The following is a 21,845-nucleotide window of genomic DNA, read 5'->3' on the forward strand; positions in this document are numbered from 1 at the left end:
CCCACGCCGGAATTTTTAGGGTCGGCGGCAGGGAGGAGAGCGTATGACGGGAGACCCGCCCGCGCTCGACGGCGTGACGCCGCCGCTGGCGACGCCGTTCGACGGCACCGACATCGACTGGGAGTCGTTCGACGACCTACTGACCCACGTCGTCGACGGCGGCGTGACCGGGGTCTTCCCCTGCGGGACCACCGGCGAGGCCGCGAGTCTGACCCGCGAGGAGCGGCGCCGACTCGTCGAGCACACCGTCGACCGCGTCGGCGACGAGGTCCCGGTGATCGCCGGCGGGACCGGGACCAGCGTGCGCGAGACGGTCGAGTGGATCGAGACCCTCGACGACCTGGACGTCGACGCCGCGGTCCTGACGGCGCCGTACTTCCACAACTCCAACCGCGAGCCGGGGCTCCGGCGCTTCTTCGAGGCGGTCGCCGAGGCGAGCCCGCTGCCGCTGTGTCTCTACAACATCCCCGCGTGCGTGGGCGAGCCCATCCCCGTCGAGACCGTCGCGGCCGCGGCCGACCACGAGGCGGTCTTCGGGCTGAAGGACTCCAGCGGCGACCTCGCCTACGGGCTCCGCGCGATGCACGACACGCCCGACGACTTCGCGCTGTTCCAGGGGTACGACGCGCTGCTGCTGCCGTCGCTCCGGATGGGCTTCGACGGCGGCATCAACGCCCTCTCGAACGCGGTGCCGGAGGCGTACGCGAGCCTGGTCGCAGAGCCGTCGAGCGAGCGCGCCGAACGGATTCACCGCGAGGTGGTCGAGCCGCTGTTCGACCGGTGTCTGGACGAGGGATTCGCGCCGGCGACGAAGGCGCTCCTCGCGGAGCGTGACCTGATCGCGACCCCGGACGTGCGTCCGCCGCTCGCCGCCGCGGCGTTCGAAGACGTCGAGGCGCTTGACGCGGCGCGGTCGCTGCGCTGATCCTTGTCAAGTCACTGTCGGGAGCGTCAGCTCGACCAGCGTCCCCGACGCGTCGCTCCGGGTGATCGAGAACGTCCCGCCGGCACGCGAGACGCCGGCGCGAGGTTACTCCGCGTCCGAGCCTTCGTCGGACGGGATCGCGTTCCCGTCGTAGCCCCCGCGCTCGGCCAGGTACTCGCGGCCCTCTTCGGTCTCGGCGATCAGGTCGTCGAAGATGGCCGCGTCGGTCTTGAACTTGTGGAGGTTGTGGACGGAGGTGGTCTCGAACTCGTCGATGACCTCGCCGTGCGTCTCGAAGAAGTCGGTGACCCAGTCGTCCATCTGTTCGGTGCTCCGGAACTGGGTGATGAGCTGCCAGCGGTACTTGTGGTCCGCGTTGAAGAACATCAGGACGTGCGGGTCCTCGACGAGGGTGTCGTAGCACGCCTCCCAGTGGTCCTCGAAGTTCGGGTAGTGGAACGCGATCCGGAACACGTAGTGCTTGAACAGGGTCCGGCGCGGGACGACGGTCTTCCGGAACAGTCCGTCTGTCTCCATCTCCCGGAGGAGCGTGTTGACGTGGTTGTGCGAGAGAGAGATCCCGTATTCGTCCTTGAGGATATCACTCAGTTCGCGGCTGGAGGCGGTCGGGTTCGCGATGCGCGCCTGGAGAAGGATCAGATCCCGCGCCCCGATGTCGGCGAGTGTGTCGTCGGACATTACGTTCTGCGAGCCTATTCGGTCTGCCCCCAAAAGTGTACTGCGACCGGAGCCGTCGACGACAGTCTGGTACTGTCCCCTGCAAGTGCGTCGTGAGGTTCGTCACCGTCTCAGCGAGGGGCCTTCCGAGACCGAGCCGAGGGTCAAGAGCATCACGGACCGGGCTCGAACTCGACGACGCTCCGGATCACGTCGCCGGCCGCGAGGGCGTCGAAGGCCGCCCCCAGTTCGTCGAGGGCGTACGTGCGCGTCAGTACGGCGTCGAGCGGGAGATCGCCGTTCTCGTACAGCCGCGCGTACCGCGGGATGTCGATGCGGGGTCGGGTGAAGCCGACGATGTTGCCGACGACCGAGATCCCCGACGTGAACTGTCCGAGGTCGATCTCGGCCGGCGGCGTGTCGCTGGTGCCGGTGATGGCCGCGGTGCCGCCCGGACCGAGCGACGCGATGGCTTGCTGGACGGTCTGGGGCGTCCCGATACACTCGAAGGCGTAGTCGACGCCGCCGGTCAACCCCCGAATCTCCTCGACGGGGTCGTCGACGCCGGCCTCGACGGTGTGGGTGGCGCCGATCTCCCGCATCGTCGCGAGGGTATCGGCGTCGAGGTCCACGGCGACGATCGTGCCCGCACTGACGGCGTCGGCGGCGAGGACGGCCCCGGCGCCGACGCCGCCGCAGCCGAACACGGCGACCGTCTCGCCGCTGTCGACGTCGGCGATGTTCGTGACCGCCCCGAGCCCGGTCGTGACGCCGCAGCCGAGCAGCGCGCAGATCGGGTAGGGTACCGTCTCGGGGACCGGGACGACCTGCCGCTCGGGGACGACCGCCATCGTGGCGAACGACGACTGGGCGTAGAAGTGGTTGATCGGATCGCCGTCTTTCGAGAGCCGGCGCGTGCCGTCCATCATCCGTCCGCGGGTCTCGCGCCGCGCCTGACAGAGGTACGGCTCTCCGGCGCGGCAGTACTCGCAGTCGCCGCAGGACGGGAGCACCCAGAGGACCACCCGATCCCCCGGATCGACGGTCGAGACGCCGTCGCCGACGGCCTTGACGACGCCGCAGCCCTCGTGGCCGAGGACGATCGGGACGTCCGTCTCCGCGCTGGTGTAGGCGTGGTAGTCGGTGTGGCAGACCCCGGTCGCGCGCACGTCCACGAGAACCTCACCGGGAGCCGGGTCGGCGAGCGCGACCGTCTCGACCGCGTGAGTCCCGGGCTCGCGGACGACGGCCGCCTCGACCTCACGCATCGTCTCCCCTCCGGTCGCGGTTCGACGGTCGAGTTCGGTCGTCGCCGGTCCGCGGGATCGCGCCTGGGGGGACGAATCTACGATGACTCATTCACTACCCCATTCGGCCCTTGCGTAATATAATTTTCCGAAAAAACGGTTTGTTGTATCCCTATATGCAGTTCAGAAATTACACTTCACTCTATTTTGCAGAATACTTAAGTAGATACACACTGAATCGGTGCTCATACTATGGCAACGGATGACAGATCGCCGGCGATACACAGAACGCTACAGACGGCCCGGGAGTCCCTCGACGAGGGGTATTTCCCGCTCGAATTCTTCCACGACGAGGACGTCCACGAACTGGAGATGGACCGGATCATCGGGGAGTCGTGGGTGTTCATCGGCCACGAGTCCGAGATTCCCGAACCCGGCGACTACGCGCGTCGGTACATCGGCAATGACACGTTCATCTTCGTCCGCGACGAGTCCGGCGAGGTGAACCTCCTGTTCGACAGCTGCCGCCACCGCGGCGCGCAGGTGTGCAGAGCCGAACAGGGTAACACCTCCCACTTCCGCTGTCCGTACCACGGCTGGACGTACAAGAACGACGGCGAGGCGGCCGGGATCCCGCAGAAGTCGAAGGCGTTCCAGGGCCTCGACCGGGACGATTGCGGACTGGCGCACGTCCCGCGGCTGGAGAGCTACGAGGGACTGGTGTTCGCCTCCCTGGCCGAGGAGGGACCGTCGCTCGACGAGTGGCTCGGGGACTTCACGTGGTACTTCGACGTGCATATGAAGCTCCCCGAGGGCGGGATGGAGGTCATCGGGGAGCCGCACCGCTGGGTGATCGACGCGAACTGGAAGACCATCGCGGACAACTTCAACGGCGACAGCTACCACACCGCGTGGGCGCACGGATCCGTCCTCGACCTGGAACTGGGCGGCGAGGAGACGGTCGGCCACGCCGGCACTGGCGACAGCCTCGACCGGCACATCCACTGCGACGGCCACACGACGAGTATGCGCGGGTTCGAAGACGAGGACGTGTTCCTCACCTACCCCGAGGAAGTCGTCGAGGACCTCTTCACGAAAGAGGGGCTCTCGGACGCGCAGTGGCGCCTGGCCCGCCAGGCGCTCTCGTTCACGGGCGCGATCTTCCCGAACTTTGGGTTCCTCCACTTCGGCGACACCACGGACGACCCCGAGAAGGACGTCGCGCCCTTCTTCACCATCCGGAAGTGGCGGCCGCTCGGCCCCGACAAGATGGAGCTGTGGAGCTGGGGGCTCGCGCCGAAAAAGGCCCCCGAGGACTTCAAACAGCGGATGTACAAGATGTACACCTCGAACTTCGGTCCGACCGGGAACTTCGAGCAGGACGACGTGCCGATCTGGAAGGGAATCACCGAGTCCGCGAGCGGGCAGTTCGCCGAGAAGCAGAACCTCCAGTTGAACTACCAGATGGGCTTAGACTGGATGAGCGAGATGGAACTCGACGAGGACTGGCTCGGCCCCGGCTTCGCCTACTCGGAGAATCTCGAAGAGGGCGGAATGCGGCTGTTCCACGAGCAGTGGTACGAGATGCTCGCCGGCAACGACCGGACCGACGCGACCGGGACCCCGATCAACATCCAGGAGGACCGCTGATGCTCGCCGAGCGCGAGTCCCAACTGGAGGCGCTCCTCGTCGAACGCGAGGTCGAACAATTCCTCTTCTACGAGGCGGAACTGCTCGACAACCGCGAACTCCACGAGTGGTTCGACCACGTCGCCGACGACGTCAGCTACCGGATGCCGCGGCGACTGATGCGCGAGAACACCGCCAGCGTGTTCAGCGAGAAGGGGTACTACTTCAACGAGGACTACGGCTCGCTGAAGGCCCGCGTCGAGCGGTTCGACTCCGAGTACGCGTGGGCGGAGCGTCCACCGACGCGAACGCGCCGCTACGTCACCAACGTCCGCGTCACGCGGGACGACGAGGATCTCGCGGACGACGAACTGTTCGTCGAGAGCAACCTCCTGGTGTACATCAGCCGCGGCGACAGCGACGAACACACGTTCTACTCGGCGCGGCGCGAGGACGTGCTCCGGCGCCGCGGGGACGACTTCGAGATCGCCGACCGCGAGATCCGACTGGACCAGACGGTTCTGAGCACCGACAACGTCTCGATCTTCCTATGACGGACGCGACCGAGACCGAACACCACATCGAGATCGCCGAGGAGACCGAGATCCGCGGCGACGACGCGGCGGTGACCGTCCGGCGGATCAGGACGCCGAAAGGCGAGCGGCTGGAGGTCCGCGCCGGCGACGACGTGCTCCGGGCCGACGCGCTCGGCCTCGAGAGCCTCTCGTGGCAGGACCTGGACGTCTTCGAGGCGTTCCTCGGTCACGAGTACGACCTCGCGGACCGCTCGGAATCAGAGGCGGACGACGACGTCGACTGCGAGTTCACGCTGAGTAACGAGTACGCCGACATCGTCGTCCGCAGCGTCGCGTCGCCGGACGGCGACCGCCTGATCATCGAGGCGCCGAAGAAGCACTTCAGCATCCGCGTCGACGCCGAGGGACTCGAAGGCCTCGCCGCACAGGACACGGAGATCTTCTCGGAGTTCCTCGAAACGCCCCACGGCCCCGGGGGACACGCCCACTGAGAGCGGGCGCTCGGGCTTTCGAGCGGCGATGCGGACGGACCGACACACGACCGACAACCAATCACTGATACAATGACACAGCAGTCATCACGAACGGCACAGATAGCGGCGAGGGACATCTCGATCGACGCGGACTGGAACGGCATCTACGTCGACGGCGAGTGGCGGCCCGCCGAGGGGGGAGCGACGATCCCCGTGGCGAACCCCGCCACCCGCGACGTCGTGAGCGAGGTGCCCGCCGGGACCGTCGCCGACGTCGACGAGGCGTTCGAGACGGCCGCGCGGGCCCAAGAGGAGTGGCAGGAGGTCCTCCCGCAGGAGCGCGGCGAGGTCATCCGCGAGGTACAGCGACTCATCGAGACCTACCACGAGGAACTGACAGAACTGCTGGCGATCGAGTCCGGGAGCGCCCGGCCGAAGGCGTCGCGGGAGTTCACCTCGACGGGCGAGATGATGCACGACGTGGCGACCTACCCGTTCCGGATGGACGGGAGCCACAGCCGCTCGAAGGTCGAGGGGAAGGAGAACATCGTCAAGCGGGAGCCGGTCGGCGTGGTGAGCGTGATCTCGCCGTGGAACTTCCCGTTCCAGCTCTCGCTGCGCGCGGTCGCGCCCGCGATCGCCCTCGGCAACAGCGTCGTGCTCAAGCCGGCCACCGAAACGCCCATCACCGGCGGACTCCTCATCGCCCGGCTCTTCGAGGCGGCGGGCCTCCCCGACGGCGTCCTCAACGTCGTCACGGGCCGCGGCTCGGAGATCGGCGACCGGGTCGCCTCCCACCCGGCGATGTCGGCCGTGGCGTTCACGGGATCGACGTCCGTGGGACAGCGCGTCGCCCGCAACGCGGCCGGCGCGTTCGCGCTCCCCGCGATGGAACTGGGCGGGAACAACCCCCACGTCGTGCTCGACGACGCGGACGTCGAGCGCGCCGTCGACGCGGGCGTCTTCGGCTCGTTTATGCATCAGGGGCAGATCTGCATCTCGATCAACCGCCACCTCGTCCACGAGTCGATCTACGACGAGTACGTCGAGCGACTGGTCGAACGCGCGGCTGACCTGACCGTCGGCGATCCGCTGGACGACGAGACGATCGTCGGCCCGATCATCAGCGAGAGCGAGCGCGACACCGTCCTCGCGTACGTCGAGCGGTCCGTCGAACAGGGCGCGACGCTCGAACTCGGCGGCGACGCGGACGGACTGCTAGTCGAGCCGACCGTGCTCTCCGGGATGGAAAACGAGATGGCCGCCGCGTGCAACGAACACTTCGGCCCCGTCGCGCCCGTGATCCCGTTCGCGGACGACGACGAGGCGGTCGAACTGGCGAACGACACCGAGTACGGCCTCGCCGCCTCGGTCCACTCCGAGCGGATCTCGCGGGCGCGCGACGTCGCCGACCGGATCGACGCCGGGATGGTCCACATCAACGACCAGCCCATCAACAACGAACCGCACGTGCCCTTCGGCGGGACGAAGAACTCCGGGATGGGTCGCTACAACGGCGAGTGGATCATCGACGAACTCACAGAACACAAGTGGACGTCGATTCAGCACCGGCCGCGCGAGTATCCGTTCTGACCTGGCGCCGGCCGCGCCCGGCGCGATCTGTCACTCCACGGAGTCGGTGACGGACCGCTTCGCCCGGCCGAAGACCAGTTCCCCGTGTTCGAGGCCGTCGACCAGCACTTCCGGGAGGCCGTGTTCCTCGATCGCGGCCTGGGTCTCCTCCTTCGGATACTCGACGCGGCGCAGGTCGACGGTCGCCGCGTCCACGTCGACGACCGCGTAGCCGGGTCGCCAGTCGCCGTCGCGGGGGAGCCCCACGCTGCCGGGATTGACGACGACGCCGTCTTCGAACGTCTCCGACGCCTGGATGTGGGTGTGGCCGATCGCCAGGACCGATTCCTCGCCGAGCAGGTCGGCGCTGAAATCCTCTGGGTAGGTGTAGGTGTTCGGCTTCCCCGGGGCCCCGTGGGCGACCTTGAGCTGCCCGTCGTACAGCTCGCGTTCGGTCGGCAGAGCGTCGATGTACGCGAGCTCGTCGTCGGTCAACCGTTCGGCCGTCCAGAGCGCGGCCGACTTCGGGATCTCGTGGAAGTTGTCGTGGAAGTCACCGAGCACCGCGCGGTCGTGATTCCCCTGGATCGAGACGATGTCGTTCGCCCGAAAGACCTCGATGACCTCGCTGGGGAAGGGTCCGTATCCGACGACGTCGCCCGCGTGAACGCAGGCGTCGACGTCGGGCATATCGTCGAGGACGGCGTCGAGCGCAGGACGGTTGGCGTGTACGTCGCTGATGAGTCCGATTCGCATACACTCACATAGTAATTATACTGTAATCAAACTACCCCATTTACTGTACCTAATCACTCTCTTAAAGCGATTTCAAAATACAATAATTTTCTATATCCTCATATCTGATTACAAAATCATCTCCCGAGTCGTTAATTATAAATAGTTGTGCCTCGGTGACTGTTCACATGGAGTCAGATCGTGAAACGTCCGCGACAGCGGACACAGACGGCGGAACGACAGAGGCCCGGACGCGGTTTCCGCACGCCGGCGAACTAGAGCTCCCGGCGGAACTGGAGGGGTGGGAGGAGGCGTACCCCGAGTACTTCCAGTTCGAGTTGGAAGACGACCGCACGGAGTACGAACGGGACCGGTTCTGGTTCTGGGACAAGAAGGACACGACCGAGCCGGTGATGCCCTGGGATATGACGATCAGCGCGCAGGCGTGGCAGATCGCGATGGCCCAGAACACGAGCCGGGTCTTCGCGATCCCGCCGTCGATGTCGGTCGACATCCGGGTGATCGCCGGCTACGCGTACTTCACGGGGATCAAGGTCGAGGACGAGGAACTCCTCGAAGAGCGCGGCCGCATCTTCAAGGAGCGGAGCGAGTACTACTACGAGAACTACGACGCGCTCTACAACGGAATCTGGCTCCCGGCGGTCAAGCGGATCGGCAACGAGATCGACGACCTGGAGGTCCCCGACGAGCTCCCCGAGTACGTCCCCGACGACGTGATCACCGAGGGGAAGGGCCAGAGTCAGTCGACCCTCCAAGTCGTCCGGAACTACAACCGCCTCACCGAGCTGGCGCTCGAAGGCTGGCAGCGCCACTTCGAGTTCCTCTACCTCGCGTACCTGGCCTATATGCAGTTCACCGAGCTCAGCCGCGAACTGTTCCCGGACATCTCCGACGACGCGATCGGCAAGATGGTGTCGGCCGTCGAGGCCGACGTGTTCCGGCCGGATCAGGAACTGAACGACCTGGCCGCGCTGGCGGTCGACCTCGGCGAGGACGTCACGGACGTGCTGACCGCGAACGCCAACCCGGAGGAGAAGATCGAATGCCTGCGGGAGACCGAGGCCGGCCGGGAGTTCATAGACGCCTTCGACGAGGTCAAAGATCCGTGGTTCTACATGACCTACGGCGACGGCTTCCACAGCTACAAGGGCTCGTGGATCGAGGACCTCGAAGCGCCCTTCGACCACCTCCAATCGAAGGTCGACCGGCTCCAGTCCGGCGAGACGCTGGGACGTGATTTCGACGCGCTCCAGGCGGAACGGGACGAGGTCGTCGACGAGTACCGACGGTATCTGGACCCCGAAGAACGCGAGGAGTTCGACCACGCGTACGAGACCTGTATGACGATCTACGAGTACGCCGAGAACCACCAGTTCTGGATCGAGAACTGGCTCCACACCATCGTCTTCCGGAAGATGCGGGAGTTCGGACAGTTGCTCGTCAATCACGGGCTACTCGCAGACCGCGAGGACGTCTTCCTCTTCAACCGCTTCGAGGTCGCAGAACTGCTCGAAGAGGCGTGTGGGACGTGGGCGCTCGGCAAGGACGCGTTCGTCTCGACGCGGTGGCAGGACCGCGCCGCCGAGCGCCGCGAGATGTTCGAGGCCGCAAAGGAGTGGGACCCCTCGCCGGCGCTCGGCGACCCGCCCGAGGAGGTCACCGACCCGCTGATGCAGATGCTGTGGGGGATCACCACCGAGAAGGTCGAAAACTGGCTCGACATCGAGTCCGACGCCGGCGACGAGACGCACCTGGAGGGCTTCGGCTCCTCGTCCGGCCGGGTCGAGGGACCGGCGCGGGTGATCAGCGACTCCAGCGACATCGACAAACTCCAGGACGGCGAGGTGCTCGTCGCGCCGTTGACCAATCCGGCGTGGGCGCCGGTCTTCCCGCGGGCGAAGGGGGCCGTCACCGACGACGGCGGCATCACGAGCCACGCGGCGATCGTCTGCCGCGAGTACGGCCTTCCCGCCGTGACCGGGACCGGACACGCCACGTCGGTCATCCAGACGGGCGATCTCATCCGTCTCGACGGCGAGACCGGCGAGGTCGAGATCCTCGAAAAAGCTGGGGAGTAACTAAATCGGACCGAGTACTATCTGAACTATGTCCAATCGCACCTACACGCTACGTTTCGCCTCACCGGACTGCACCAAGGAGAACATCGGACTCGTCGGTGGCAAGAACGCCTCCCTCGGCGAACTGATGGAGGCCGGAGACGAGGTCCAGGTACCGCCAGGATTCGCCGTCACGACGGACTTCTACGAGGCCTTCCTCGAAGAACAGTCGCTCGGCGAGTACATCTCCGAACGGCTCGCGACCGTCGACATCGACGACGACAGCGCCGTCGCGGCCGCGAGCGCGGACATCCGCGAGCACATCGAGAGCGCCGAGTTGCCGGACTTCCTCGCAGAGCACCTGGCGTCGGCCTGGCAGGAGCTACAGGTCGAAACCGGGAACGAGGATCTGCAGGTGGCCGTTAGGTCGTCCGCGACGGCCGAGGACCTCCCGGACGCGAGCTTCGCCGGCCAGCAGGACACCTACCTCAACGTCACGGACTTCGATGCGGTCGTCCAGCGGACCAAGGAGTGTATGGCCAGCCTGTTCACCGCGCGGGCGATCACCTACCGCGAGAAGCACGGCTTCGACCGCGACGAGGTCCAGATCAGCGTCGGGGTCCAGAAGATGGTCGACGCCCGCACCTCCGGCGTGATGTTCACCGTGAACCCGTCCAACGGCGACCGCTCGAAGGTGCGGATCGAGTCGAACTGGGGGCTGGGCGAGGCCGTCGTGAGCGGCACCGTCACGCCCGACAGCTTCCTCGTCGACAAGCCGGTGTACAAGATCGTCGACCGCAACGTCTCCGAGAAGAACGTGATGACCGTCCCGACCGACGCCGGGACCGAAGAGATCGAGGTCGACGACGACCGGCGGGACGTCCCCTCCCTCACGGCCGACGAGATCATCAAACTGACCGACCTAGCGAAAGCGATCGAGCGACACTACGACGAACCGCAGGACATCGAGTGGGCGATCGAGGAAGACGGCGACGAACGGCGCTTCTACGTCCTCCAGAGTCGCCCCGAAACGACGTGGAACGACGAAGACGAGGCGCGGCGCGACGAGCGCGGAACGAGCGAGTCCTCGAGCACGGCCGACCGCATTCTCGACCGGTTGTAGCCGCCGGTCGGACGCTCCCGTCCGGAAGCGGTACTTTCAATCAGCGATCTGACGAACTGTGCCTGTGAACACTCCCACCCACACCCTCCCGAGCGGCGACGAACTGCCCGCGCTCGGGTTGGGCACCTACGACCTGAGCGACGAGGAGACCGAAGCCAGCGTCCGCGCGGCCCTGGAGGCGGGCTACACCCACATCGACACCGCCGAGGGGTACCAAAACGAGGCCGTCATCGGCGACGTCCTCGCCGAGTACGACCGCGACGAGGTGTTTCTCACCTCGAAGGTGCTCGCGAAGAACCTCGACTACGAGTCGCTGATCCGGTCGTGCGAGGCGTCCCTGGACCGACTGGGGACCGACTACCTCGACCTCTACCTCATCCACTGGCCCAATCCGGCGATCTCGCTGCGGGAGTCGCTGCAGGCGATGGAGCGCCTCCACGAGCGGGGGCTCGTCCGCAACGTGGGCGTCTCGAACTTCAGCGCCTACCAGCTGAGTTGTGCCCACCACATCTCCGACGTCCCGATCGCGGTCAATCAGATCGAGTTCCATCCGTGGTTCCAGCGGCCCGATCTCGCCGAGTACTGTCGGGAATCGGACACCGTGATCGAGGCCGCGGCGCCGCTGGCGCGGACCGACGTGTTCGAGGACGAGGTGGTCCAAGAGCTGGCCGAGACGTACGACAAACACCCCGCCCAGGTGATCCTCCGCTGGGCGCTCGACCGCGACATCGTGGCCCTGCCGCGGTCGTCGACCCCCGAGCACGTGCGGGCCAACGCCGACCTCGACTGGTCGCTCGACGACGAAGACCGCAGGCGGCTCGACGAGCGCGACCGCGACCAGCCGGTGTACGACCACCCCGCGCGCGACTGGACGGGCGACATTTACGGCATCGAGCCGTAGCGCGGGGCGAACCGAGCCGTAGCGCGAGGCGCACCGAGCCCTACGCGTCGTCGCCGAGCGCGACCGCTCGGCCCGTCTCCGCCGACTCGTAGAGCGCATCGAGGACGCGCATATCGCCCAGCGCGTGGTCGCCGTCCGGGTAGAACGGTTCCCCTGCCAGCAGCTGGTGCCCGAAGTAGGCGAACTCCTCTTCGATCTGGTGGACCTGGTCGAAGTCGACGTCGACGCGGGTCCCGTCGCGAACGACGGCGAACCCTCGGTCCTCGCGTTCGTAGAACGCCGGATCGAGGATCAATCGGGCGTCGGTCCCGGTGACTTCGAGCCGGCTGGCGTGCTGGGCGTTCTGGCTCACCGTACACATCGCGTCGACGCCGCCGGGGTACTCTAATCTGAACGTCGCGTGCTCGTCGACGCCCGCGAACGCCTCGTGCTCCGTGCGGGTCCGGCCCGACACCCGAACCGGGTCCGAACCGAGGACGAACCGGGTCGTGTTCAGCGGGTAGACGCCGATGTCCATCAGCGCGCAGCCGCCCGAGAGGTCGGGGTCGAGCCGCCACTGGTCGTGGTCGCTGCCGAGTTCGCCGAGCATCGTCTGCGACATCGTCGCGTGGACGTGGACGACGTCGCCGGCGAAGCCCGCCTCCAGGAGGTCCCGCAGCCGCCGCACCGCGGGATCGGTCTGCATCCGGTAGCCGACCATCAGCGGGACGTCGGCGTCGCGGCAGGCGGCCACGAGCTCCCGGGCGCGGTCGAGCGTCGCCTCCAGCGGCTTCTCACAGAGGATCGCCTTCCCCTGCTCGGCGGCGGCCCGCACGTACTCCAGGTGGGTCGCGTTCGGCGTGGCGACATAGACCGCGTCGTAGGCGTCGGCGACGGCGCCGGATCGGAGTTCGTCGGGCGTGACTCCGCGGACGTCGCCTTCGGCGGCGACGGTCTCAACGGCGTCTGCGTCGACGTCTGTGACGACGGTCGCCTCGGTGAACGCCGAGCGCGCGATGCCCGGGAGCGCCCACTCGCGGGCGAACCATCCCAGTCCGACGACCGCGATCCGGACGGGGTCGTCGACGTCGTCGGGGTCGAGCGTCTGCCAGTCGCGGCGCGTGAACTCATCGAGGTAGTCGGCGAGGGCGTCCTCCATATCCGACGTCCGACGGCGGGCGTCGAAATAACTCCGGCGACACGCCGATGTAATTGTCGCGCGAGCGCCAATTTTAGGTTAGTCTAAAATTCGAAAGCGCTTCATTTGTTTAGGCGAGCCCAAATCGTATGGCACCAGACACGTCGAAGAGCGGGGACAGGGCGTGTTCATTCACGGAGCGATCGGCGAGAACGTCGTGGCGACAGACGCACGTATCGGCCGGCACGTCCCGTTACACACGACTTCTGGGGGCAAGGCGATACTCGCGGAGCTACCGGACGCCCGAGTCGAAGAGATCATCGAACAGCGCGGGCTCTCACAGCGAACTGACCACACGCTCTCGTCGCGGGAGCAGCTGTTCGCCGAGCTGGACGAGATCCGCGAGCGGGGCTACGCGTTGAACTTCGAGGAGTCGATCGACGGGCTCCACGCCGTCGGCGCCGCCATCGTCGACGGGGAGGGCGTCCGCGGGGCGATCAGCGTCGCCGGCGCGGCCCATCGGATGCCCGAGTCGCGGTGCCGGAACGAGATCGCAGATCGGGTGCTCGCGGCGACGAACGAAGTCGAACTCAACCTCGTCCACGGATCCGATTCGGCGTAGCGTCTCTGTGTCGAGGACTGGGATCCAAACGTCATAAATGAGCTTCTCCGCATATACTACAAAATTGATACTATTTATTAGTAATTCGTAAATTGATATATTTTAGAATAGATTTTTGCCGTTTTGGATTCTAATTGCACTATTTGAATATTTTATAAATATAATTAATATTATAAATTATTTTTATATATCTAATATATTAATCCGCTATCAATCCAAATCAGTCCTCGTCGAGTAGATACGCGAACGCTTCGAGGGTGTTTTCTCCTTCGGCAGTGGCTTCGACGTACTTGTTCCGGCCCTTCTTGAACGTCTCCACGTACCCGTCGTCGCGCAGCGAATTCAGCAGGTGCGAGTCGAGCAGCCGATACAGCCCGCGCGTGTCGTCTTCGCTGTGGCCGGCGAGCGGGTCGATACCGGCGCCGACCGCGAACTCGATGCACTCCTGTTTCGTGACCGGGCCGTCCTCGACGACGTAGCGGAGCAGGCGGAGCGGGTCCCGAGACGGCGCTTGAATCGGGTACGTCGGCAGGCGGGACACGCTGGTGACGTTTTTCGCCACCGGGACCTCCTTGTCCTGTCCGTACTCGGCGGCGCTGACGTAGATCGGCTCGGCGTTGCCCGTGACCATACACGCGATCATCCCCGCGATCGCGGTTACCTTCCCGCCGGACGCCAGGTTCACGTACACCTCGTGTTCCCTGTTGGCCTGGATGAGCTCGGCGACCGTCCGGAGCGTGTCGTACAGATCGAAGATGTTGCAGACGGTGTCGTCATCGACAGCAATACCGGCGGCGCGGAGATCCTCGCGGATGTCCGCGTAGTACTCTGGCCGCTTGGCCGGGTCGTCGCCCTCGTGGTATACGAGGTACACGCGGTCGGCCCGCATCCGGATCGCCGGGACGGTCACGCGTTCGTATTCGTAGCCCAGCGGGACGATGTGCACCCGATCGGACACGGTCAGGCCCTCGAACGACACCGACTCGTCCGCCGCGGTGTCGTCCTCGGTCGTCGCGTTCGATCGGTCGTCCGCGGGCGTCGGGGCTGGCTCCTCGTCGCTCATAGCGTCGCTTCGTGAGGGCGTAGTATAGATACTGCGGTCGTTTCGTTGATGCTGTCATAACTGCTTACGCTCTCAATAGTGCTTCTTTGTCAGCGGAGTGCTCTTGTATCTCTGTCACGTGAACGACCCAGTGGATGCGGAAGCATCCCCCCGCTTCGGCCCTCCGCCGTTTCGCTCGGTCGCCGTCGACGTTCTCGAATCCCGTCACCGCGTCTCGCGCGGAGCGACGAACAGCGACGCCTGTATGATCGTAGAGTCCCACCTCCGAGGAGACGCAATGGCCTCGCTCGACGTCGTTTCGGTCGGCAGTGCCGTCATCGACCACCTGTACGCGCTCTCGAACCTCCCGGAGCCCGACGGCGGTGCGTTCGTCCGCGATCACGCGACCGAAGTGGGCGGCGTCGCCGCGAACGTCGCTTCGGAGCTCGCCGCGCTGGGGAACGAGACGGGCATCGTCACGCGCGTCGGCGAGGATGCGGCCGACGAGATCGAGAGTGACCTCCGCGCACGCGGGATCGACTGCACTCGGATCCGTTCCGGCCCCGAGGAGTCGTCGTACACGCTGGTCCTCCGCGGTCCGGACGGCGAGCGAATGATCGTCGCTGGCGGGGACAGCGTCCCGAAGCTTCGGCTCGACGACGTCGACGTCGAGTACGCGGGCGAGGCCGGAACGGTCTTCACCAGCGCCTACGCCCCCGACGAGGTGGTCTCCGGACTCGTGGACGCGCGCGAGCGCGGAGCGGTCTCGACGCTCGTGTTCGACCTCGCGGGGCCGCTCTCGGAGCTCGAAGGCCGGGGAACGACGCCGGCCACCATCGATCGCCTCCTCCCCGTGGTCGATCTGTTCGTGGTCGGTGAGGTCGCCGCCGAGTCGTACTTCGGCGGCGGGGTCGAGGAGGCCGTAACTACCCTCGCGCGACGGGGCGTCTCTCGCGCCGCCGTCACGCGGGGACGCGACGGCGCGGTCCTCCTCGACGAGGGAGCGGTGATCGACGTGCCCGCCTTCGAGGTCGACGTGGCGGACACGACAGGCGCCGGTGACGCCTTCACCGCGGGGCTGATCCACACGTGGTTGCTCGGCGGGCAGTCGCCGGCGGCGGCAGGTCGCTTTGCGGCCGCCGCGGCGGCGCTCAACTGCACCGCCGACGGCGCGCGCGGCCGCCTTCCCTCGGAGTCCGCGGTGCGGGAGTTCCTGGAGAGTCAGTGAGGGCGGGCGTCGACGAGGCGCTCGACCGCGGCTTCGTCCACGGGGTTCGTCGTCTCGCCGCCCCGTTTGAGCGCCGTCCCGACGATCGCGCCGTCGGCGACCGAGAGGAGTTCGGGCGCCGTCCCGGGCGTCACGCCGCTGCCGACCAAGACCGGCGCGTCGAGGCCGCGCGCGTCGCGGGCCTCGACCACGGCGTCGAGGGCGTCCGTCTCGACCGCCTCGCCCGTGCCGGTGCCGCTCACGACGACCGCGTCGGCCCCGCCGCGCTCGACGAGTTCGCTCACGACCTCGCCGAGCGGCCGTTCGGCGACCGGCGCGGAGTGCTTCACGTCGATGTCCGCGAGGATCGCGACGTCGGCGTCGAGCCGCTCGCGGAGCCGCAGGGTCTCGTGAGCCGTCCCCTCGATGAGGCCCTGGTCCGTCAGTCGCGCCCCGGTGTGTACGTTCACGCGGACGAAGGCCCCGCCAGTCGCGGCGGCGACGCCGAGCGCGCTCCGGGCGTCGTTTCGGAGCACGTTCACGCCGAAGGGGATCGAGACGCGTTCGCGGAGCGACTCCGCGAGCGCCGCGACGTCGGCGACGACGTGGCGGGGCACCCGGTCCGGATAGAAGGGAGCGTCGCCGAAGTTCTCCAGCATAATCCCGTCGACGCCTCCCGATTCGAGCGCCGACGCGTCCCGGTGGAGTCGGTCGCGGGTCGCGCCCCTGTCGCCGTCGAAGCCGGGCGCGCCCGGGAGCGGCGGCAGGTGTACCATTCCGATGATCGGGGTCTCCGAGCCGAAGATGTCCATACCGCTGTCTCACCGTTCGAGAGACTTAATCGACTCCGCTCACGGGCGGTCGGCGAGGTACCGCTGGACCGACTCCGCGATCGCGGAGTCGAGCGCTCTCATCGACACCACGGGGTCGCCGTCCCGGTACAGTTCGGGGTAGCGCTCCCGGGTGATGTCGGCGACGACACGGTCGCGTACGGCCTCGACCGACGGAGCGTACTCGGTGGCGTCCAGGCGGGCGACCGTCTCGGCGATGCGCTCTTCGGTCGCGTGTCGCGTCACGACGTCCGCAACGGAGGGGTCGTCGCGGTCCGGTCCGGTGGCCGTCGTGACGGGACGCCACGCCTGGGCGCGCGTCCCGGTCTTGTCGCGGAGGAGGACGCCGGCGGCGCGGCCGTCGCGCCACGCCGACGACGGGAATCCGTCGGGGTCGGTGTACTGAGAGAGGTCGGTGCGGGACACGGGCTGTTCCTTCGCGACGGCGGGCAGGGTCGGCACCCCCAGCCGTTCGAACGCCGCCGTCGCCGCGTCCGGCGGCAGGAACCGATCCGTCCGGTCGCTCCAGACGTCGCTGCCGAGGAACGCCGGAACGTCGCGCCACGGGTAATCGACGCCCTCGTTCCACGTGGCTCGCCCGACGAACGTGATGGTCTCCGGATCGTCGACCGCAGACCGGACCGCATCGCGGTCGAGGGCCTCCCGGAGTCGCCACGCCGCGCGCCGATACGGGGCCGAAAGCGCCGTGACGGTCGTGTCCGTCTCGTCCGGCGTAGCGAACGCGAGTCCGCCGGCCGCCGTCACCTGAAACCGGAGCCGTCCCCCCGTCGAGAGCTCCTGCACCCAGAGGTGGCCGGATAGGTCCGTCGGCGGCGTCAGCTCCGGCGTCTCCGGCAGCGACTGCATACCGTCAGGGGCGCCCGCCGGCGAGGTAAGCCTTCCGCCGTGGCCGGATCCGGACGACGAGACTCCCGGCGACGGGCACGCTCGCGGCGCCGTCCCGGACCAGCGAGGCTGCAATCTGAGCGAGGCGCCCGAGGGGGTCGACGCCAGCCGGCGTCGAACCGCGGATACACTGGTACCGCGGCTTCCGGCGGTCCGAGCGCCCGCCGCGCGACACTGTGACACAGCCGACGCTCATCTGCTGGGGCGAAGACGACGTCGGCCTCGTCCCCTCGATGGCCGAACGGAGCCTCGACTACTGCGAGACCGGCCGGCCCCGGACGTTCCCGGAAGCGTCCCACTGGTGCATCACGAGCGGGCGGCGGTGACCGACGCACTCCTCGATCACCTCTCGAGATCGACTCCGGCTTCCGGCGACGGGAGGCTCGGTCGCTGCGCACCGTCGTCAGCGGACCCCCGAGCCGGGGGTCGACTGGGCCTCTCAGATCCCGGATCCGCCGTCGACCGGGACGGTCGCGCCGTTGACGAAGCTCGCGTGCCGGCTGGAGAGGAACGTGACCACCGCCCCCAGGTCGAGCGGATCCCCTGGCGACGCGTAGGGGCAGTCCGCGAGCACGGCCTCCCAGGCCGACGCGAGATCCTCGAACTCGCCGGCGTCGACTCGTCGAGCGAGGAGTTCCTCCAGGTCCGCGGTCTCGTGCGGCCCCGGAGCGACGGCGTTCACGCGGACGTCCGGCGCGAACGACGTCGCCTGGCTCTCGGTGAGCCCCTGGACCGCTCGCCCGTAGGCGGTCGCCACCGACAGCTCGTCCGCGAGCGCCGGAATGGCGGGGTTGGCGACGGTGACGACCGTGCCCGCATCGGAGGCTTCGAGGTGCGGGGCGGACTCGCGGATGGCCCAGACGACGCTCATAAACAGCCGATCGAACCCCCGGAACCAGTCCTCGTCGGAGACATCGAGGAACCGCTCCGATTCGAGTGGTCGGGGCCCCGTGACGAGGTGGTCGATGCCACCGTACTGGTCGACGGTCTCTTCCACGAGGACCGCCAGGTGGTCGGGGTCGCGGACGTCGAGTTCGAGGCCGAAGATGTCGCCCGCACCGAGCGCGTCGAGCCTGTCGCCGGCGTACGCGAGGTCGTCCAGATTCGGCGCGGCGAGGGCGACATCAGCGCCCTGACGCGAGAACGCCTCCGCACAGGCGTGGCCGAGGCCCGTGGCGCTTCCGGTGACCAGCGCTACGTTGCCCTCCAGTCCGAGATCGATGTCCATATCCGACGGTCGGGTACCAGTCGGAAAAGGTTCTTGCCCGGCGACCACCTGATCGATCTCGCGACGGCGCTTCGGTCGATCGGATCCACCGCCGAACGTCTGCGATCCGATCGTCAGTCGAGCTACTTTTGGTCGAAAATCGCAATACGACGCGGGGGAAAGAAGTGCTCCGTCAGGGATTCGAACCCTGGTCCTTGCCGTGAGAGGGCAAGATGATTGGCCGGACTACACCAACGGAGCGATGCGCACTCCCAGATACCGGTGGGACGTGTAAAACGGTTCCGTTTTGCCCGCGCCGTGCGGCGGTGTGCCGTACCGGATTCCGACGACTGCGGACGACTGCAGGCGGCTTACTCGGCGTCGTCGGCGTCCGTCTCGTCGTCGACGTGCTCGTCGATGACAGCCGCGACCGCGTCCTCGGAGACGCTCTCGTAACCGTCGCTCGTGATCGTCGCGACGCTCACGCTCTCTGCGCCGAGTTCGTCGTCGGACTCGAAGAGGCCCTGAACGGCGATAGCGATCCCGTCGTCGAGCGAGAGGTCGTCGGTCCAGTTGTCTTCGAGGAACTCCTGGATGTCGTCGCGACCGGAGCCGATGGCGACCGCGCGCCACTCCTGGGGCGCGCCGGAGGGATCAGTCTGAAAGAGCCGGGGCGCCGCGTCCGGGTCGTCGCCGTCCATCCCGGCCACGAGGAGCGCGGCGCCGAACGGACGGGTCCCGCCGACCTGGGTCGTCTCCTGGATCTCGTCGGAGAGCGTCTTCGTGAGGGCCTCCACGCCGAGCGGCTCGCCGTAGCGCAGGCGATTCCGCTGGGCGGCCGTCCGCGCGTCGTCGATCAGGCGGCGGGCGTCGGCGACGTGGCCCGCGGAGGCGGCGCCGAGGAAGTCGTCGAGCTTGTGGAGCTTCTCGATGCTCTCGCCCTCCATCAGCGGCGAGTTCGTCCGGCGCTGGGCCGCGAGGACGACGCCCTCGCTCGTTCTGACACCGAGGCTCGGCGCCCCGCGCTTTACCGCTTCCCGGGCGTACTCGACCTGGTAGATGCGTCCGTCCGGGGAGAAGAGCGACGTCCCACGGTCGTACGCCTGCTGGTCGTTTCGGTTCATCTACCCCTACTCCGGGCCGGGGACGGATAAAGCCACCAGCGTCACACGATATTACCGGAACCGACGGATCGCTCCGGGACGGTCAGGGCTCCTCCTCGACGACCTCCGCGTCCGACGCGTTCTGCTTGACGCTCTCGATTCCCTGCTTTGCCTTCTGCTTTGTGGCGTACCCCTCGCCGCTGTCCGCGATGATGTTCCCGTTCGAGTGGACGAGCCGCCAGCGGTACTGTCCCGATCGGTCTTCGAACAGCTCGAATTTCGCCGAATTACGTTCGTCCCTCGCAGCGATCGATGGTAAATGTTCGCACGGAATCGGCCCTCAGTCGCGGACGCGCTCGTAGGTGACGAAGGCGAAGCCGTCGCGCTCCTCGCGATCGATCTCGCGCCACTCCTCGTCGTCCCACGCCGGGAACCGCGTGTCACCGTCGTGAGGCGCCCGGAGTTCGGTGAGCACCAGCCGGTCGGCGCGGGGGAGGAACTGCTCGTAGACGCGGCCGCCGCCCGCGACGTAGACGGCGTCGACGCCGCGCGCCGCCGCGTCCTCGCGGGCCAGTTCGACCGCCTCGTCGATCGAGTTGGCGACGACCGCGCCCGCCGGGAGGTCCAGCGACTGCGAGGTGAGGACGACGCTCGTCCGGTCGGGGAACGGTTCGCCAAGCGCTTCGACGACGGTCTCGTAGGTCCGGCGGCCGACGATCACCGGATGGCCCGTCGTCGTCCGCTTGAAGTGCTTCAGGTCGGCGGGGAGGTGCCACGGCATCTCGCCGTCGCGGCCGATCACGCGGTTCGCGGCGACGGCGGCGATCAAGACGACGTCGACGTCGTCACCGTCGCTGTCGGCGTCTGCGTCGCCGTCGCGATCACCGTCCCCCGCGGTGTCGTCGCCGACCATCACTCGGCCACCGCGAACTCGATGCCCGGCGCGGGGTCGTAGCCGGAGAGTTCGACGTCCTCGAAGGTCAGGTCGTCGAGCGGGACGTCCGCGACGTCGATCGTCGGCCGCTCGCGGGGCTCGCGGGCGCACTGTTCGAGGAGGCCGGGCACGTGGTCGTACCGCTCTTCGCCATCGGCCTCGGGCGGCGCGGTCGCTTCGAGCCACTCGCGGACGTCGCGGTACTCGGTCCGCTCGTCGACGTCGGCCAGCCGCGACTGGAGCTCGCCGAGGTTGTCGGCGTACCACGCGCCGCGGTCGCCCGCGCCGCAGTAGATGTGCGCGTCGACGACGCTGTGGGCGAACTCGCCGAGCTCGAAGCCGGTCCGCTGGGCGAGCGCCGTCGCCAGGAGCGAGTAGGCGGCGATGTTGAACGGGACCCCGAGCGCGACGTCGCCGGAGCGCTGGTGGAGGTGGACGTTCAGTTCGTCGCCCTGGACGTTGAGGACGAAGGTGTAGTGACACGGCGGGAGCGTCGAGACCGCGGCGTTGGCGGGGTGCCAGGCGTTGACGACGATCCGCCGGGAGTTGGGGTTCTCCCGAAGCATATCCAGGGCGTACTGGATCTGGTCGAAGGTCCCCTCGTCGTTCATCCAGCGGTGGCCGTCCTCGGGCCACGACTCGCCGGGCAGGCCCTCTTCAGGGACCGGAAAGCGCCGCCAGAAGCGCCCGTACGCCGTGTCCAGGTTCCCGTCTTCGTCGGCCCAGGCGTCCCAGATCCCCGTCTCCTCGCGGAGCGTCCGGATGTGCTCCTCGCCGGAGAGGTACCAGACGAACTCGTGGATCAGGGAGTTCCAGCGCGCCCCCGAGAGGTCCTTCGTCGTGAGCAGCGGAAAGCCCTCCGAGAGGTCGACGCGGTAGTGCCGGCTGAACGCCGAGATCGTGTCTACCCCCGTTCGGTTCGGCTTGTGTCCCCCCGCTTCGAGGACGTCGGTGACGAGATCGAGATACTGGCGCATAGT

At 67.3% G+C, this 21,845-nt stretch carries 23 protein-coding genes, 1 tRNA gene and 1 pseudogene; 11 read left to right on the forward strand and 14 right to left on the reverse strand.

Annotation, left to right across the window (positions count from 1 at the left end):
- Window positions 1-43: 43 nt before the first annotated feature.
- Window positions 44-925 carry a dihydrodipicolinate synthase family protein gene (locus tag ACQUQ0_RS00915; RefSeq protein WP_435182600.1) on the forward strand — a complete coding sequence of 294 codons (882 nt, stop codon included), beginning with the start codon at window positions 44-46 and terminating at the stop codon, window positions 923-925.
- Window positions 926-1,030: 105 nt separating this feature from the next.
- On the opposite strand, the gene ACQUQ0_RS00920 is transcribed toward ACQUQ0_RS00915, so the two are convergent.
- A complete protein-coding gene (locus ACQUQ0_RS00920; protein ID WP_435182601.1) occupies window positions 1,031-1,624 on the reverse strand; it encodes a helix-turn-helix domain-containing protein in 594 nt (197 codons plus the stop codon).
- Between the two features lie 152 nt (window positions 1,625-1,776).
- Window positions 1,777-2,871 carry an alcohol dehydrogenase catalytic domain-containing protein gene (locus tag ACQUQ0_RS00925; RefSeq protein WP_435182602.1) on the reverse strand — a complete coding sequence of 365 codons (1,095 nt, stop codon included), beginning with the start codon at window positions 2,869-2,871 and terminating at the stop codon, window positions 1,777-1,779.
- A 231-nt stretch (window positions 2,872-3,102) separates the two neighbouring features.
- Between ACQUQ0_RS00925 and ACQUQ0_RS00930 the strand changes: the two genes are divergently transcribed.
- The 4 genes from ACQUQ0_RS00930 to ACQUQ0_RS00945 all read left to right on the forward strand — a co-directional run bounded on the left by ACQUQ0_RS00930 (window position 3,103) and on the right by ACQUQ0_RS00945 (window position 7,081).
- Entirely contained in the window at window positions 3,103-4,500 is a 1,398-nt protein-coding gene (locus ACQUQ0_RS00930) for an aromatic ring-hydroxylating oxygenase subunit alpha (RefSeq protein WP_435182603.1), read from the forward strand.
- The gene (locus tag ACQUQ0_RS00935) at window positions 4,500-5,033 is read left to right on the forward strand and encodes an aromatic-ring-hydroxylating dioxygenase subunit beta (RefSeq protein ID WP_435182604.1); all 534 of its coding nucleotides are present in this window, start codon (window positions 4,500-4,502) and stop codon (window positions 5,031-5,033) included. The genes ACQUQ0_RS00930 and ACQUQ0_RS00935 overlap by 1 nt, the downstream gene beginning before the upstream one ends.
- Entirely contained in the window at window positions 5,030-5,506 is a 477-nt protein-coding gene (locus ACQUQ0_RS00940) for a hypothetical protein (RefSeq protein WP_435182605.1), read from the forward strand. The genes ACQUQ0_RS00935 and ACQUQ0_RS00940 overlap by 4 nt, the downstream gene beginning before the upstream one ends.
- A 72-nt stretch (window positions 5,507-5,578) precedes the next feature.
- Window positions 5,579-7,081, forward strand: coding sequence for an aldehyde dehydrogenase family protein (locus ACQUQ0_RS00945; protein ID WP_435182606.1), 1,503 nt, complete (start codon window positions 5,579-5,581; stop codon window positions 7,079-7,081).
- A 30-nt stretch (window positions 7,082-7,111) separates the two neighbouring features.
- Here the strand turns inward: ACQUQ0_RS00945 and ACQUQ0_RS00950 are convergent, their stop codons facing one another.
- Entirely contained in the window at window positions 7,112-7,816 is a 705-nt protein-coding gene (locus ACQUQ0_RS00950) for a metallophosphoesterase family protein (RefSeq protein ID WP_435182607.1), read from the reverse strand.
- A gap of 167 nt (window positions 7,817-7,983) precedes the next feature.
- On the opposite strand from ACQUQ0_RS00950, the gene ACQUQ0_RS00955 reads away from it, so the two are divergent.
- The 3 genes from ACQUQ0_RS00955 to ACQUQ0_RS00965 all read left to right on the forward strand — a co-directional run bounded on the left by ACQUQ0_RS00955 (window position 7,984) and on the right by ACQUQ0_RS00965 (window position 11,897).
- Window positions 7,984-9,894 (forward strand): PEP-utilizing enzyme, encoded by a 1,911-nt coding sequence (locus ACQUQ0_RS00955; RefSeq protein WP_435182608.1) that lies wholly within the window; start codon window positions 7,984-7,986, stop codon window positions 9,892-9,894.
- A gap of 28 nt (window positions 9,895-9,922) precedes the next feature.
- Entirely contained in the window at window positions 9,923-10,996 is a 1,074-nt protein-coding gene (locus ACQUQ0_RS00960) for a PEP/pyruvate-binding domain-containing protein (RefSeq protein ID WP_435182609.1), read from the forward strand.
- A 64-nt stretch (window positions 10,997-11,060) separates the two neighbouring features.
- A complete protein-coding gene (locus ACQUQ0_RS00965) occupies window positions 11,061-11,897 on the forward strand; it encodes an aldo/keto reductase (RefSeq protein ID WP_435182610.1) in 837 nt (278 codons plus the stop codon).
- Window positions 11,898-11,937: 40 nt separating this feature from the next.
- Here the strand turns inward: ACQUQ0_RS00965 and gfo6 are convergent, their stop codons facing one another.
- Window positions 11,938-13,035 (reverse strand): D-xylose 1-dehydrogenase Gfo6, encoded by a 1,098-nt coding sequence (gene gfo6 / locus ACQUQ0_RS00970; RefSeq protein WP_435182611.1) that lies wholly within the window; start codon window positions 13,033-13,035, stop codon window positions 11,938-11,940.
- Window positions 13,036-13,198: 163 nt separating this feature from the next.
- Between gfo6 and ACQUQ0_RS00975 the strand changes: the two genes are divergently transcribed.
- Entirely contained in the window at window positions 13,199-13,636 is a 438-nt protein-coding gene (locus ACQUQ0_RS00975; RefSeq protein ID WP_435182612.1) for an IclR family transcriptional regulator, read from the forward strand.
- 220 nt (window positions 13,637-13,856) lie between these two features.
- Here the strand turns inward: ACQUQ0_RS00975 and ACQUQ0_RS00980 are convergent, their stop codons facing one another.
- Window positions 13,857-14,699, reverse strand: a complete 843-nt coding sequence (locus tag ACQUQ0_RS00980; protein WP_435182613.1) for an HFX_2341 family transcriptional regulator domain-containing protein — start codon at window positions 14,697-14,699, stop codon at window positions 13,857-13,859.
- A 277-nt stretch (window positions 14,700-14,976) separates the two neighbouring features.
- On the opposite strand from ACQUQ0_RS00980, the gene ACQUQ0_RS00985 reads away from it, so the two are divergent.
- Window positions 14,977-15,906: a carbohydrate kinase family protein gene (locus ACQUQ0_RS00985; RefSeq protein WP_435182614.1), complete on the forward strand. Its 930-nt coding sequence runs from the start codon at window positions 14,977-14,979 to the stop codon at window positions 15,904-15,906.
- Here the strand turns inward: ACQUQ0_RS00985 and ACQUQ0_RS00990 are convergent.
- From ACQUQ0_RS00990 to ACQUQ0_RS01000, 3 genes are read right to left on the reverse strand one after another with little or no spacing between them, the layout of a single operon-like run.
- Window positions 15,900-16,697, reverse strand: a complete 798-nt coding sequence (locus ACQUQ0_RS00990; protein ID WP_435182615.1) for a BtpA/SgcQ family protein — start codon at window positions 16,695-16,697, stop codon at window positions 15,900-15,902. The genes ACQUQ0_RS00985 and ACQUQ0_RS00990 overlap by 7 nt on opposite strands.
- Window positions 16,698-16,736: 39 nt before the next feature.
- Window positions 16,737-17,582, reverse strand: a complete 846-nt coding sequence (locus tag ACQUQ0_RS00995) for a hypothetical protein (RefSeq protein ID WP_435182616.1) — start codon at window positions 17,580-17,582, stop codon at window positions 16,737-16,739.
- Between the two features lie 4 nt (window positions 17,583-17,586).
- The gene (locus tag ACQUQ0_RS01000; protein WP_435182617.1) at window positions 17,587-17,817 is read right to left on the reverse strand and encodes a hypothetical protein; all 231 of its coding nucleotides are present in this window, start codon (window positions 17,815-17,817) and stop codon (window positions 17,587-17,589) included.
- Here ACQUQ0_RS01000 and ACQUQ0_RS01005 point away from each other — a divergent pair.
- Window positions 17,732-17,973 (forward strand): annotated as a pseudogene (locus ACQUQ0_RS01005) (alpha/beta fold hydrolase); the annotation flags it as partial. The gene ACQUQ0_RS01000 and the pseudogene ACQUQ0_RS01005 sit on opposite strands and share 86 nt — an antisense overlap.
- 87 nt (window positions 17,974-18,060) lie before the next feature.
- Here the strand turns inward: ACQUQ0_RS01005 and ACQUQ0_RS01010 are convergent.
- From ACQUQ0_RS01010 to thyA, 6 genes are all read right to left on the reverse strand, one after another.
- Window positions 18,061-18,849 carry an SDR family NAD(P)-dependent oxidoreductase gene (locus ACQUQ0_RS01010; protein ID WP_435182618.1) on the reverse strand — a complete coding sequence of 263 codons (789 nt, stop codon included), beginning with the start codon at window positions 18,847-18,849 and terminating at the stop codon, window positions 18,061-18,063.
- A gap of 165 nt (window positions 18,850-19,014) precedes the next feature.
- A tRNA-Glu gene (locus ACQUQ0_RS01015) sits at window positions 19,015-19,089 on the reverse strand.
- A 110-nt stretch (window positions 19,090-19,199) separates the two neighbouring features.
- On the reverse strand, window positions 19,200-19,952 hold the full coding sequence (locus ACQUQ0_RS01020) for an archaeal proteasome endopeptidase complex subunit alpha (protein ID WP_435182619.1): 753 nt from the start codon (window positions 19,950-19,952) through the stop codon (window positions 19,200-19,202).
- An 82-nt stretch (window positions 19,953-20,034) separates the two neighbouring features.
- The gene (locus ACQUQ0_RS01025) at window positions 20,035-20,241 is read right to left on the reverse strand and encodes an HVO_2922 family protein (protein WP_435183030.1); all 207 of its coding nucleotides are present in this window, start codon (window positions 20,239-20,241) and stop codon (window positions 20,035-20,037) included.
- A gap of 30 nt (window positions 20,242-20,271) precedes the next feature.
- Window positions 20,272-20,844: a dihydrofolate reductase gene (locus ACQUQ0_RS01030; protein ID WP_435182620.1), complete on the reverse strand. Its 573-nt coding sequence runs from the start codon at window positions 20,842-20,844 to the stop codon at window positions 20,272-20,274.
- Window positions 20,844-21,842 (reverse strand): thymidylate synthase, encoded by a 999-nt coding sequence (thyA, locus tag ACQUQ0_RS01035; RefSeq protein ID WP_435182621.1) that lies wholly within the window; start codon window positions 21,840-21,842, stop codon window positions 20,844-20,846. Before thyA ends, ACQUQ0_RS01030 begins: the two co-directional genes overlap by 1 nt.
- Between the last annotated feature and the right edge of the window lie 3 nt (window positions 21,843-21,845).

The sequence above is a fragment of the Halobellus sp. EA9 genome, from assembly GCF_051195055.1.
Lineage (GTDB): Archaea > Halobacteriota > Halobacteria > Halobacteriales > Haloferacaceae > Haloquadratum > Haloquadratum rubicundus.